This window comes from Microbispora sp. NPDC046973 (assembly GCF_040644495.1).
Classification (GTDB): Bacteria; Actinomycetota; Actinomycetes; order Streptosporangiales; family Streptosporangiaceae; genus Microbispora.
The window spans coordinates 137,332-150,327 of sequence record NZ_JBEYWQ010000019.1; the positions used below are offsets into that span (position 1 = coordinate 137,332).

General features: G+C 70.8%; 12 protein-coding genes. 9 read left to right on the forward strand and 3 right to left on the reverse strand.

Annotation, left to right across the window (positions count from 1 at the left end; genetic code table 11):
• Positions 1–499 precede the first annotated feature (499 nt).
• The 3 genes from ABZ860_RS29680 (at position 500) to ABZ860_RS29690 (ending at position 3,281) form a co-directional block, all read left to right on the forward strand.
• Positions 500–1,303 (forward strand): NAD(P)-dependent oxidoreductase, encoded by an 804-nt coding sequence (locus ABZ860_RS29680; RefSeq protein WP_357226180.1) that lies wholly within the window; start codon positions 500–502, stop codon positions 1,301–1,303.
• Positions 1,304–1,316: 13 nt separating this feature from the next.
• Positions 1,317–2,720, forward strand: a complete 1,404-nt coding sequence (locus ABZ860_RS29685) for an aldehyde dehydrogenase (NADP(+)) (protein WP_357226183.1) — start codon at positions 1,317–1,319, stop codon at positions 2,718–2,720.
• A 132-nt stretch (positions 2,721–2,852) separates the two neighbouring features.
• Entirely contained in the window at positions 2,853–3,281 is a 429-nt protein-coding gene (locus ABZ860_RS29690) for a nuclear transport factor 2 family protein (RefSeq protein WP_357226184.1), read from the forward strand.
• A 48-nt stretch (positions 3,282–3,329) separates the two neighbouring features.
• Here ABZ860_RS29690 and ABZ860_RS29695 read toward each other — a convergent pair whose 3' ends face one another.
• Both ABZ860_RS29695 and ABZ860_RS29700 read right to left on the reverse strand, forming a co-directional pair.
• Positions 3,330–4,631 (reverse strand): pectate lyase, encoded by a 1,302-nt coding sequence (locus ABZ860_RS29695; RefSeq protein WP_357226187.1) that lies wholly within the window; start codon positions 4,629–4,631, stop codon positions 3,330–3,332.
• Between the two features lie 57 nt (positions 4,632–4,688).
• Positions 4,689–5,606, reverse strand: a complete 918-nt coding sequence (locus tag ABZ860_RS29700) for a 5-dehydro-4-deoxyglucarate dehydratase (RefSeq protein WP_357226189.1) — start codon at positions 5,604–5,606, stop codon at positions 4,689–4,691.
• Between the two features lie 255 nt (positions 5,607–5,861).
• Between ABZ860_RS29700 and ABZ860_RS29705 the strand changes: the two genes are divergently transcribed.
• From ABZ860_RS29705 to ABZ860_RS29725, 5 genes are all read left to right on the forward strand, one after another.
• Positions 5,862–6,719 carry a sugar ABC transporter permease gene (locus ABZ860_RS29705; RefSeq protein ID WP_357226233.1) on the forward strand — a complete coding sequence of 286 codons (858 nt, stop codon included), beginning with the start codon at positions 5,862–5,864 and terminating at the stop codon, positions 6,717–6,719.
• A gap of 19 nt (positions 6,720–6,738) precedes the next feature.
• Positions 6,739–7,617 (forward strand): carbohydrate ABC transporter permease, encoded by an 879-nt coding sequence (locus ABZ860_RS29710; RefSeq protein ID WP_142558464.1) that lies wholly within the window; start codon positions 6,739–6,741, stop codon positions 7,615–7,617.
• Positions 7,618–7,650: 33 nt separating this feature from the next.
• The gene (locus ABZ860_RS29715; protein WP_357226191.1) at positions 7,651–8,940 is read left to right on the forward strand and encodes a sugar ABC transporter substrate-binding protein; all 1,290 of its coding nucleotides are present in this window, start codon (positions 7,651–7,653) and stop codon (positions 8,938–8,940) included.
• Positions 8,941–9,108: 168 nt separating this feature from the next.
• Positions 9,109–10,272 carry an enolase C-terminal domain-like protein gene (locus ABZ860_RS29720; RefSeq protein WP_357226194.1) on the forward strand — a complete coding sequence of 388 codons (1,164 nt, stop codon included), beginning with the start codon at positions 9,109–9,111 and terminating at the stop codon, positions 10,270–10,272.
• 30 nt (positions 10,273–10,302) lie between these two features.
• Complete coding sequence (locus ABZ860_RS29725) at positions 10,303–11,076, forward strand: IclR family transcriptional regulator (protein ID WP_079315726.1); 774 nt, start codon at positions 10,303–10,305, stop codon at positions 11,074–11,076.
• Positions 11,077–11,101: 25 nt separating this feature from the next.
• Here the strand turns inward: ABZ860_RS29725 and ABZ860_RS29730 are convergent, their stop codons facing one another.
• The gene (locus ABZ860_RS29730; RefSeq protein ID WP_357226197.1) at positions 11,102–11,977 is read right to left on the reverse strand and encodes an NmrA/HSCARG family protein; all 876 of its coding nucleotides are present in this window, start codon (positions 11,975–11,977) and stop codon (positions 11,102–11,104) included.
• A gap of 29 nt (positions 11,978–12,006) precedes the next feature.
• Between ABZ860_RS29730 and ABZ860_RS29735 the strand changes: the two genes are divergently transcribed.
• The gene (locus ABZ860_RS29735; protein WP_357226198.1) at positions 12,007–12,996 is read left to right on the forward strand and encodes a helix-turn-helix transcriptional regulator; all 990 of its coding nucleotides are present in this window, start codon (positions 12,007–12,009) and stop codon (positions 12,994–12,996) included.

A 12,996-nucleotide genomic window follows, 5' to 3' on the forward strand; every position in this document is an offset into this window, starting at 1 on the left:
GTGATCCGACGAAAGTCAACCTGGTCACCCGTGACCGCGCCGCTGGTCAGCCCGCCCGTGAACGGCCGGAGGAAGGCCGGGAGCGTGAGGAGGCCGTCGGCGGCGCGGCGAGTGCCGGGCGACCGCGGTTGGGTGCAGCCGGTCGAATGAAGGACGCCGATCGGGTAGATGACGCGGCATGCGCCCGCCTCCAGCTCACGTGCTCGGACTGTTCACATTCTTGAAGCGGCTCCGCAATTGCGTCCATTCGCTAGCAAGACCGTAGAAATTGACAACAGTTGCGTCAAGAAGCGATCCCGGGTCATATATGTGAATCATGCCCGTAGTTGTGAACAATTAGGGGTTGCTGCGAGACTGGCGCCGTTCGGCATTGACCGTTCGGCATTGACATGGTCCGCACGTCGCGCGGACGATCGCGGAGCCCCGCGCTCGGGCGTGGGCACCGGATCCCCGTCAGCGGGGCCGCGCCGTATTGCGGGGCCGATCCGACAGGAGGCACATGCGAATTCTCATGACCGGCGCGGCGGGCGGCGTCGGCACCCTGCTGCGACCCCGGCTGGCCAGGGAGGGGCGCGTGCTGCGCCTGCTCGACGTCGTCCCGCTGGAGGCGGGGCCGGACGAGGAGGCGGTGACCGCCGACATCACCGACCCCGAGGCCATGGACGCGGCGATGGACGGCGTGGACGCGGTGCTGCACCTGGGCGGCCACAGCCTCGAACAGCCGTGGGCGGACATCCTGCAGGTCAACATCCACGGCACCTACGTGGTGCTGGAGGCCGCGAGGCGGGCCGGAGTGCGCCACGTCGTGCTGGCCAGCAGCAATCACGCGGTCGGGTTCTTCCCGCGCAGTGCGGGCGAGGCTCCCGACTACCTTTTCCCGCGCCCCGACACCTTCTACGGCGTGAGCAAGGTGACCAAGGAGGCGCTCGGCTCGCTCTACCACGACCGCTACGGCCTGCAGGTGACCTGCCTGCGCATCGGCTCGTGCTTCGAGCAGCCCAAGGACGTGCGCATGCTGTCGACCTGGCTGTCCCCGGACGACTGCGCCCGCCTGGTCGAGGCGTCGCTGGCGGCCGACGGCTTCCACGTGGTGTGGGGCGTGTCGGCCAACACGCGCCGCTGGTGGTCGCTGGAGGAGGGCCGGGCCATCGGCTACGAGCCCGAGGACGACTCGGAGGTCCACGCCGAGAAGCTGATCGCCGAGCACGGCGAGCCCGATCTCGGCGAGCTGCCGCACTCACTGGTCGGCGGGGCGTTCTGCGGCCCCCGCTACGATGTCGACAACCTTACGGCGGGGGGATGAGGTGACCGGGCAGGTGAAGGATTCGGTCCAGCAGGCGGTCGAGCGGGCCGCCGCGGCGGGCGAGGCGTGGCGGGCGAGGCCCCCGGCCGAGCGCGCGACCGTCCTCGAGGGCGTCTGCGACGCCCTGCTCAAGCACGCCGAGGAGCTGTGGCCGGCCGCCGCGGAGGAGACCCGGCTGCCGGAGGCGCGGCTGCGCGGCGAGATCGCCCGTACGGCAGCGCAGTTCCGGCTGTTCGCCGACGTCCTGCGGGACGGCGGCTGGGTCGAGGCGGTGATCGACCACCCCGACCCCGGCGCCACTCCGCCGTGTCCCGACGTGCGCCGGATGAACCACCCGCTCGGCGTCGTGGCCGTCTTCGCGGCCAGCAACTTCCCCTTCGCGTTCTCCGTGGCGGGCGGCGACACGGTGTCGGCGCTCGCGGCCGGCTGCCCGGTCGTGGTCAAGGCCCACGAGGGGCACCCCCGCACCTCCGACCTGACCGCCTCCGTCGTACGGCAGGCCCTGCCCGACCCCGACCTGCTCGGACTCGTGCACGGGTTCGAGGCGGGGGCCCCGCTGGTGAAGCACCCGCTCGTCACGGCGGTCGGCTTCACCGGCTCGCTCGCGGGCGGGAAGGCCATCCAGAAGCTGATCGACGAGCGGCCCGACCCCATCCCGTTCTACGGAGAACTGGGCAGCGTGAACCCGGTCGTCGTGCTGCCCTCGGCCGATCCCGCCGAGGTGGCCTCGGGCTTCGCGGCCTCGCTCACGCTGGGCGTGGGGCAGTTCTGCACCAACCCCGGCCTGGTGTTCGTCCCGGCCGAGGGAGGGTTCGAGCAGGCCGTCGCCGAGGCGGTCGCCGCCACCGCGGGCGGGCCCATGCTGACCGCCAAGATCCGCGAGGGCTACCTGCGGGCGTCCGGCCGGCTGGCCGAGCGCCTCACCGTGCTGGCCAGTGGTGGCGCGGTGGACGGCATCACCCCGCAGGTCTTCGCCGCCGACCTGGAGGCGTTCGCGGACGGCCTGCCCGAGCTGGGGGAGGAGTGCTTCGGCCCGTCGGCGATCGTCGTCCGCTACCGCGACCCCGCCGGCCTGCCCGCCGTGCTGGGCCGGCTGCCCGGGTCGCTGACCGCGACCGTCCATGCGGCCGGGCCTGAGGAGGCCCGCGACCTCGTGCCGGTCCTGCGCCGGCTGGCCGGGCGGCTCATCTGGAACGGCTGGCCCACGGGTGTCGCCGTCTGCTGGGCGATGCATCACGGCGGCCCCTGGCCCGCCTCCACGGCTCCGGCGCACACGTCCGTCGGCGCGGCCTCGATCAGGCGCTGGACGACCCCCGTGGCCTACCAGGACTGGCCGGCGGATCTGCTGCCGCCGGAGCTGCGCGACGACAACCCCCTCGGCGTGCCGCAACGCGTGGACGGCCGCCTGCGCGCCTGACGCCGCCGCTATGCTCCCGCGCCGCTTTCCCCTCGGGGGGAGCGGCGCCCGTGTGCCCGGACCCGGACGAGGAGGACGGCAACCGCCTCTCGATAGCCTGGACTTCCGGACGCGGGAATCGGGGGTCTCGCCGTGGCCGACGTGGTGGACCGATACTTCAGTGCGTACAACGCCCACGATCTGGACGCGATCATGGGGTGTTACTGCTCCAAGCCCGTCGCGGTGGGGCCGGGCGGCCCGGTGGAGGGCCGTTCCGAGATGGCGTCCTACCACACCGCGATCTGGCAGGCGTTCCCCGACGTGCACGTCACGGTGTTGCGGAAGGTCGTGGACCGCGAGGCCACGGCGATCACGGCGGTGGGGACCGGCAGGCACACCGGGCCGTTCCCGCTCACCACGGGCGAGGTGCTCCAGGGCACCGGGCGGTACGTCAGCGTGCGGTGCTGCTGGTTCTTCGCCGCGGAGGGCGGCCTGATCGTCGACCAGCAGGTCTTCTTCGACCAGCTGGAGCTGTATCTCCAGCTCGGGCTGCCGCTGTCCCGCCTCGGCCTGCCGCCGTGAGGGCGCGCGCGGCCCCCGGCACTCACAGGGGCCGCGCGCCGCCGGCCGTCAGTGGATCTCGCCGGCCCCGGCGTGCCGGGAGACCTCCCTGCGCACCGTCTCCGCGGGGTCGATCTCCGTGTGCAGGGTCGGCGTCCAGCCCGCGTCGGCGCCGAGGTCGGGGTCGTTCTTCGCGTTGTAGGCGGCGATCAGGTCGACGGGCTGCTCCTTGCCGCCGACCCGCAGCAGGTTGCCCCTGGCCGTCAGCGCGGTGCCGCCCCAGTTGTAGAGCAGGTCGGCGGGGTCCACGCTCCGGCTCAGGCGGAAGTAGTTGTTCTCGGCGTAGATCTGCGACTCCACGCCCACGCCCAGCGCGTACTCGAAGGGCTCGGCGTCGGGCACCTGGTAGTAGTTGTTGTAGACGTGCACCTTGCCGAACCGCACGCGGGGGAGCCGCTGCAGGTTGCCGGAGAACTCGTTGTGGTGCACGGTGACGCTGAGCTTGCCCCGGTCGTTGGCGGGGTTGTTGGTCGAGCCGATCAGCATCGTCTTGTCGTGGTCGGAGAACCTGTTCCACGACACGGTCACGAAGTCGGACGCGCTGGTGATGTCCGCCTGCCCGTCGTGCACCTGGTAGGGCCGGCCGAAGTAGACCGGCTGGTCCGAGTCGGGGTTGTCCGCGTCGGTGAACGTGTTGTGGTCGATCCAGACATGGGTCGAGCCGGTGACCGAGATGTTGTCGTAGAGGGAGTTCCAGTTGCCCTCGGCGCCGTCGGTCGGGTCCCACTGGGGGAAGCAGTCGGCGGCGTCCTCGAAGCGGATGTTGCGGATGATGACGTTGTCGGCCTTGTCCACGTGCAGGTTGACGTGCCGGATGGTCGCTCCCGGCAGGCCTGCGATCGTGGTGTCGGACGGCACCTTGAGCTTGATGTACTTCGTCTGCGCCGCGGCGGAGGCCGCCCGCGCGTCCTCCATCGGCCCGGACGGCTCGGTGTCGCGGCCCCACACGGCCGGGTCGTACGCCGCGAGGTAGCCGGCCAGCGTGTAGCCGCCGGTGGCGAAGTCCGCGCAGGTCTTGTCGACGTCGATGACGCCCTTGACGTAGATGATGCGGGGGCCGGGGGAGGCGAGCGCCGCGGCCAGGCCCGCGCGGTCGGTGACCACGTGGACGTTCGACTCGGGGGCCGCCGAGCCGCCGGTGGTGCCGGTGCCGGCCGAGGCCCAGCCGTCGCCCGCGGGCAGCGTCTGCCGCCCGAGATCGGCCGGTTCGCCGGCCGGCGGGGTGGCCGCCCCGGCGGCGCCCGCTCCCAGCACGGGGACGGCGGCCGTGATCGCGATGGCGGCCGACAGGAGTAAGGATCTTCCGGGCATGACTGTCTCCGTTCCGCGGTCGCTCCCCCGAGACGAGTCCGTACGTGTCGCCGGCGCTCAGGCCGGGTTGGGCGACCGCTCCAGTTCTTCGAGAAGGGCGAGACCGCGGTCGATCAGCGTGGCGAGCCTGTCGAGGTGCTCGGGGCCGGGATCGGACAGCGGCCGGCGGACGGGTCCCACGTCCAGACCACGCAGGCGCACACCCGCCTTGATGAGCGAGACGGCGTACCCAGGACCCTCACGGCGGAGGTCGACCAGGGGACGGTAGAAGCCCTCGATCAGACGGTTCGCGACGTCGTCGCGGCCGTCCCGCAGCGCCCGGTAGCAGGCGAGCGCGAGGTCGGGGAGGAAACAGAAGACGGCGGAGGAGTAGCGGACCACCCCGAGGTCCCGATAACCGAGCTGGGACAGCTCCGCTGTGGGCATGCCGTTGAAGTAGAGCATTCCGGGCGGTGCGGCCTCGATGATCCGGCGCATGAGGCCGAGGTCGCCGTAGCCGTCCTTGAGCCCGATGACGCCCGGGTGCTCCGCGAGCGCCGCGACCGTCTCCGGCTCGAAGACGGCGTTGTCCCGCTGGTAGAGGATGATCGGCAGCCGGGTGCCGTCCGCGATCGCCTCGTAGTGGCGGCGCAGGCCGTCCTGGCCCGCCTGCACGAGGTAGGGCGGCAGCGCGAGCAGGGCCGAGGCCCCGCCGTCCTCGGCCGCCCTGGCGAACTCCAGGGCCATCGCCGTGCCGTAGCCGGTCCCGGCGACCACCGGGACGCGCCCGGCCGCCTCCTCGACCGCGGCGGCCACGCAGGCGGCGTAGTCGCGCAGGCTGAGCGAGGGGAACTCACCGGTGCCGCAGCAGGCGAACACCGCGCCGCACCCCGCCTCGACGCCCTGGCGCACGTGCCGGCGGAACACCTCGAGGTCCAGCCGCTCCTCCTCGTCGCAGGGCGTGACCGGGAAGAACAGCAGGCCGTCGAATGTCACCGGCTTCCTCCGTCATCCATCTGAACCTGATTCATATTCATGAACTTCATGAACACCGGGACCGTACGGCGAGCGGCGGCGCGCGGTCAAGACGCGCACCCCGAAGAGGGGCAATGTCTCGAATGGGACACGGGTTCTTGACAGGACCGAGGCATGAACATCACCGTTGATCCGTCCACGTTTGTGAACTACGTTCAGGAATATGTCTTGACGTGGTTCCGGAAAAGTCGCAGAGGAGATGCGCCGGTGACGACGATGCGCCGCAGGGCCGTGCCGTACCTGCTGATCTCACCGACGGTCGCGCTCATCGCCGCGTTTCTCGTCTACCCGATCGCCAGCGTCGCGTACTACAGCCTGCAGCACCGCAACCTCACCCGGCCATGGGCGGACGGCTTCGCCGGTCTGGACAACTTCCGGCAGATGCTGTTCGAGGACGAGGTCTTCTGGCACAGCCTGGGCTTCACCGCCAAATGGGTGATCGCCGAGATCGGCCTCCAGCTGATCCTCGGGCTGGCCCTGGCCCTTATCGTCAATGAAAGTTTCATCGGCAGAGGGCTCGCCCGGTCGCTCGTCTTCTCTCCCTGGGCCGTCTCCGGGGTGCTGACGACGGGCATCTGGATCCTGCTCTACACGCCGAGCACCGGGGTGCTGCGCTTCCTCGGGCAGCCCGAGGCGGCGGTCCTCGGCAACCCCGACACGGTCTTCCCGGCCGTGGTGGTGACCGAGTTGTGGCGTGGCGTGCCGTTCTTCGCGATCCTTCTGCTCGCCGGCCTTCAGGGCATCCCGGGCGAGCTCTACGAGGCGGCGGCGGTGGACGGCGCCGGGCGGATCAGGCGCTTCCTCCACGTCACGCTGCCGCACCTGCGGGACGCGATCGTGCTGGCCACGCTGCTGCGCGGCGTCTGGGAGTTCAACAACGTCGACCTGCTCTACACGCTCACCGGCGGCGGCCCGGCGCAGGTCACGACCACGCTGCCGCTGTACGTCGCGCAGCGGGCCGTCGACTCCAAGGACTTCGGGTACGGCTCCGCGCTGACGATGGCGGGCTTCGTGATCCTGCTGTTCTGCTCCATCCTCTACCTCCGGCTCAGCCGGTTCGGCGAGGAACGATGAAGAGGCGAGGGGTTTCGCAATGAGCGCCGACGTGATGACCCGCCCGCGCACCCGAGCGGTGCCCGCGGGGGCCCGCCGCCGGAAGAGGCGCGACCCCGGCCGCGTGCTGCGGCTCTACGTCCCCCTCGGGATGTACCTGGTCTTCACCCTCGTGCCGTTCTACTGGATGCTCGTGTTCGCCCTGCGGCCGGCCGGATCGACCGACCCGGTGCCCTGGCCGATCACGTTCGAGCACTTCGAGACCGTCTGGAACGACATCGGCTACGCGGTCTTCTTCAAGAACAGCGTGATCGTCGGGGTCTGGTCGCTGCTGGTCACCACGGTCATCGCGGTCATGGGAGGGTACGCGCTGTCGCGCTACCGGTTCCGCGGCCGGGGCCTGTTCATGGTCGTGCTGCTGTGCACCCAGTTCATCCCCGGCGCGATGATGCTGATCCCGCTGTTTTCGATCTTCAAGTCGCTCGGCCTGATCAACAACCTGGCCAGCCTCATCGTCGCCGACACCGTCTTCAACCTGCCCCTGTCGATCATCTTGATGAGCGGATTCATCTCGGCCGTGCCGTTCACGGTCGAGGAGGCCGCGATGGTCGACGGCTGCACCCGGTTCCGCGGCTTCCTCGCGATCGTGCTGCCGCAGCTGCGCCCCGGCCTGATCGCCGTCGGGTCGTTCGCCTTCATCCACACGTGGAACAACTTCCTGTTCGCGCTGATGTTCGTCAGCAGGCAGGACAGCTTCACGATCCCCGTCGGGCTCAGCTACACGATCGGGGAGTACAGCGCCGACTTCGGGGCCCTGGCGGCCGGGGGCGTCGTCGCCGCCCTGCCGGTGGTCTGCGTGTTCGCAGTGGTCCAGCGCTATCTCGTGCACGGCATCAGCGCCGGCGCGGTCAAGGGATAGCAACCCCCCAGCCTGTCGTACGCAGGAGGAACCATGAAAGTGAAAGTGGCCTGGGCGGCGCTCGCCGTTCTCGCCGTCACCGCTACCGGATGTGGGTCGGACTCGGGTTCCGACGACGGCTCCGGCAAGACGACCATCACCTTCTGGGACAACAACGGGGGCGCCCGCACCCCGATCTACCAGGAGCTGATCAAGCGGTTCGAAGCGGCCAACCCCTCCATCCACGTCGAGTACGTCGGCGTCCCCATCGCCTCCGTCCAGCAGAAGTACGACACCGCCATCGCCGGCGGGGACACCCCCGACGTCGGCGGCGTCACCACGTCGTACCTGGCCAACCTGACCGGCCAGCAGGCGCTGGAGCCGGCGGACGAGTGGCTGGCCAAGAGCTCGGTGAACGGCAAGCTGGCCACGCCCATGCTCGACTCGGTCCGCAAGACCGTGCCCGACGGCAAGCTCTACCTGGTGCCGGGCACCTCCAACATGGACGTGGTGTGGTACCTGAAGGACAAGCTCCAGCAGGCGCCGAACACCTGGGACGAGTTCTTCAAGGACGCCGACGACCTGACCAAGAAGCCCGACGAGTACGGCTACACGATCCGCGGCGGCGCCGGCTCGATCTTCCAGATCCTGGCCGAGATGTACTCCTACTCGGGCGTGAACGCGTTCTTCGACGCCTCCGGCAAGAGCACGGTCAACGACCCGAAGAACGTCGAGTTCCTCACCAAGATGGCCGGGTTGTACAAGAGGGACACCCCCGAGGCCGACGTCACCAACGACTTCCCCAAGATGGTCGCCGCGTTCGGCACCGGGAAGATCGCGATGATGCACCACAACCTGGGCTCCTACAACGACCACGTCAAGGCGCACGGCAAGGACAAGATCGGCGCCTTCGCGCTGCCGACCGGCCCCGGCGGCAAGCGGACGATCGTCGCCAACCCCGTGGACGGCTTCGCGGTCTTCAAGAACAGCGAGCACAAGGACGCCGCCTGGAAGTTCGTGGAGTTCCTGGTCTCCCACGACGGCAACAGCTACTGGAACCAGCAGACGGGCCAGATCCCGGCCAACACCGAGGCGCAGGGCGACTCCTGGCTGCAGGGCCTGGAGCACCTGAAGACGGCCGTCGACACGCTGAACGACCCGAACACCCAGGTCGTGTCCCCGCCCTACTACCTGCCCCAGTTCTCCTCCATCACCAAGGCCGACACCGAGCCCCTCTTCCAGAAGGTGCTGCTCGGCCAGATGAAGCCCCAGGAGTTCCTCGACACCCTGGCGCAGAAGCTGACCGACGCCCAGGCCGAGTGGAAGAAGGCGACCGGCGGCTGACGATCGCCGCCGCGTCCCGGGACCGGGCCGGTGCGTACCTGACCGCGCACCGGCCCTCCGGGCCCGATTGACACGGCCCCTCCGGGCCCGATTGACACGGCCCCTCCGGGCCCGATTGACATGGCCCCTCCGGCCCCTCCAGCACCGAGAGAGAGAAGGGAAGAGCCCATGGCGGTCGTCGAACGCGTCGTCGTCACGGTCTTCACCACGGTCACCAGGTCCGTGGTTGACGGGCACGGCCACCGGCATCCCGGTCCGCCCCGGGAGGTGCGGGAGGCGCTGCTGGCCGTCACCGACAGCGACGGCGCGACCGGATACTGCCTGACGGCGCCGGACACCGTCAGGGAGTCGGTGATCATGAGCCACATCGGGCCGGCGCTGGTCGGGCAGGACAGCCTCGACCGGGAGCGGCTGTGGCACCGCGTCGCCCGCCGGCAGCGGGGAGCCCAGGGCAACCTGTCCGACCGGGCGCTCAGCGCGGCCGACCAGGCCCTGTGGGACCTCGCCGGGCGCAAGCTCGGCCTGCCGGTCTGGAAGCTGCTCGGCGGCGCCCGCTCCGAGGTGCCCGCCTACGCGAGCACGATGTGCGGCGACGACATCCCCGGCGGCCTGGCCACCCCCGAGGACTATGCCGCGTTCGCCAAGGAACTCGTCTCCCGCGGCTACCGCGGGATCAAGCTGCACACCTGGATGCCGCCCATGCCGTACGGTGTGGACCGCGACATCGAGGCGTGCGCCGCGGTCCGGGAGGCGGTCGGGCCGGACGTCGCGCTCATGCTCGACAGCAACCACTGGTACTCCCGCTCCGAGGCCCTGGCGCTCGGCAGGGCTCTCGACGAGCTGAACTTCGCCTGGTACGAGGAGCCGATGGAGGAGGCGTCGGTGCAGTCGTACCGATGGCTCGCCGACCAGCTCAGGACGCCGATCCTCGGGCCGGAGACCTCCTGGGGCAAGCACATGGCGCGGGCGGAGTGGGTGGCCGCGGGGGCCTGTGACATCCTCAGGGTCGGCGTGGTCGGCTCCGGCGGGATCATCCCGGCGATCAAGGCGGTCCACCTGGCCGAGTCGTTCGGCATGGACTGCGAGATCCACGGCAACGGCTCCGGCGCACTCGCCGTGATCGGCGCCACGCTGTGCGGGCAGTGGTACGAGCGGGGGCTGCTGCACCCGCACTCGGACTACGACACGCCCGCCCCGCACCTGCGGTCGATCGTCGACCCGCTCGTCGACGGAAAGGTGCGGATGCCGGACACTCCCGGACTGGGGGATGATCTGGATATGGACTACATCGCCTCCCGGACGGTCACCTCCTGGGGAACCGGCTCACAATAGGAGGCGGACAGGCAGGTCAGGGAGGTACACATGGCGGAACCCGTGCCGCACGTGAAGTCGGCACTCCGGACGGTCGAGCTGCTCGACTTCTTCGCGCAGTATCCCGGACTGCACAGCCTCACCGACCTACAGGGCAAGCTGGGCTACCCCAAGAGCAGCCTGCACGCCCTGCTGCGCACGCTGGTCGACCTGGGCTGGATCGAGACCGACGTCACCGGCACGCTCTACCGGATCGGCATGCGTGCTCTGCTGGTCGGGGCGACGTACATCGACGGCGACCCGGTGGTCCAGCTCGCGCACGACGCGCTGGACTGGCTGGCCGAGGTCACGGGCGAGACGGTGCACCTCGCCCGTCTGGACCACTTCGACATCGTGTACCTCGCCACGCGCGCCTCGCGGCACTACCTGCGGCCGTTCTCGCGGGTGGGCCGGCGCCTGCCGGCGAGCACCACGTCGCTCGGCAAGGCGATCCTGGCGAGCAGGGACGACGACGAGGTGCGCGCGATGCTGCCCGCCGAGCTGCCCTCGCTGACGGCCCACACGATCGTGGACGCCGAGGAGCTGCTGGTCGACCTGCGCCGGGTGCGCAAGCAGGGCTACGCGGTGGACCGCGAGGAGAACACCGAGGGGCTGCGGTGCTTCGGCGTCGCGCTGCACATCAGCGACCCGCCGCGCGACGCCATCAGCTGCTCGGTGCCGATCCCGCGCCTCACGCCCGAGCGGGAGAAGGAGATCGCCTCCTGCCTGCTGGAGGCGCGAGAGCGCATCGAGCGCTCCGCCATGCGGCAGCGCCGCGCCTACTGACCGGACGCGGCTCCGCCGCCGCGCCTCACGCGCTCCAGCCGGTGGCGCGCAGCCACGTCTCCAGGGTCATCAGGCCGGGGTGCTCGGATCGCAGGGCTCGCAGATCGACCTGGGCGGACGGCTGCTCGTCGAAGAACTCGAACATCCGGGCCACCCACTCGTCGAACGCGCGCACCTGCTCGATCGGCGTCCGTTCGAAGCGGGCCGGCAGGCCGCACACCCGGCCGAACGTCGCGGCGATCTCCTCCGGGGTGAGCTCGTCGGCGCCCAGGTCGACCGTACGGCCGAGGAACCGGCCGGGGCGCTCGAAGGCGAGGGCGGCGAACACCCCGATGTCCTCGACGCCGATGAGCTGCATCGGTTTGCCGGGCTGCGCGGGAAGCCGCACGACCAGCGTGCCGTCCTCCAGGACCGGCCGGTTGTAGGTGGCGAAGTTCTCCATGAAGGAGACCGGGCGCAGGATCGTCGCCGGGAGCCCGAGCGCGTGGATCTCGCGCTCGATCCGTGCCTTGCTCTCGAAGTGGGGGATTCCGGAAGGCGCGTCGGTGCCCGGGACCGAGCTGTACACCAGGTGTCCCGTGCCGATCTCCGCGGCCAGCCTGGCCACCGTCAGGCCCCGCCGCTCCTCGGCGGCGGCGCCCTCGACGGTGATCCTCGGGCCCTGCATCATGGTCAGCGCCAGGAAGACCCCGTCCACCCCCCGCATCGCGCGGCGCAGCGACGCCTCGTCGTCGAGGTCGCCCACGACGAGTTCCGCCCCCGACTCATCCAGGGTCTTCGCGGCGGAGCCGCCCGGGTCGCGCACCAGGGCGCGTACGCTCCGGCCCCGGGCGAGCAGTTGCCGCGCGGTGGCGCCGCCCTGCCGGCCCGTGGCGCCGATCACCAGTACGGGATCGCTCATGACGCCTACCTCCGTGGCACACTCGCGGTGTGAAGGATCATGGACGTCACGATAACGAGACGGCGTCCGGCGGTCCTGGCACTCGTGCTGCCAGTCTCGCGCCCGGCCGCCGCGCCAGGGCGTCGGACCGCAGGGCCGAGCTCGGCGCGTTCCTCCGCGCCCGGCGGGCCAGCCTGCGCCCGGCCGACGTCGGCCTGCCGGAAGGCGATCAGGCCCTGCGCCGCACCCCCGGCCTGCGCCGCGAGGAGATCGCCGAGCTCTCGGGTGTGGGTGTCACCTGGTACACCTACCTGGAACAGGGACGGGACATCTCGGCGTCGGCTCAGGTGATCGACGCGCTGGCCCGCGCGCTGCTGCTCGATCCCGACGAACACCGCCACCTGCGCGACCTGGCCGGCCTGGCCCCGCCGGACACGCCGTCCGGCGAGGGGGAGCGGCCACGGGACCGGCTGCGGCGCCTGGTGGACGCCGCCGCCCCGAACGCCGCCTCCGTCTACGACGCGCGCTTCGACTACCTGGCCTGGAACACCCCCTACGCCCTGCTCCGCCACGATCCGCTGACGCTCCCGCCGGGAAGGCGGAACCTGCTGTGGATGATGTTCACCGACGCCGGCAACCGCGCCCGGATGGCCGACTGGGAAACCGCCGCCCGCGCCTTGATCAGCCAGATCCGCGCCGCGATGGGACGCCGGCCGGGTGACCCCGCCTTCACCGCGCTGGTGGCGGAGCTGAGCGAGGTCAGCCCGGAGTTCCGGGAGTGGTGGGCGGACTACCCGGTCCGCCGCTTCAGGCCCGCGACGATCGCGATCGACCACCCCGAGATCGGGCGGCTGGACCTGGAGCTGTTCCAGCTGCGTCCGGCGGAGCACCCCGATCTCCTGCTGGTGCTGCAGGTGCCGGCGGGCGAGGACGGTCGCAGGCGGGTGACCGCGCTCCTCGACGGACGGCGGGGCTCCGGTGGCGCCCCATCGGGCGGCCTCCCGGCGCGCCGCCCCGGTAATCGCCCGCATCCGGGGTAA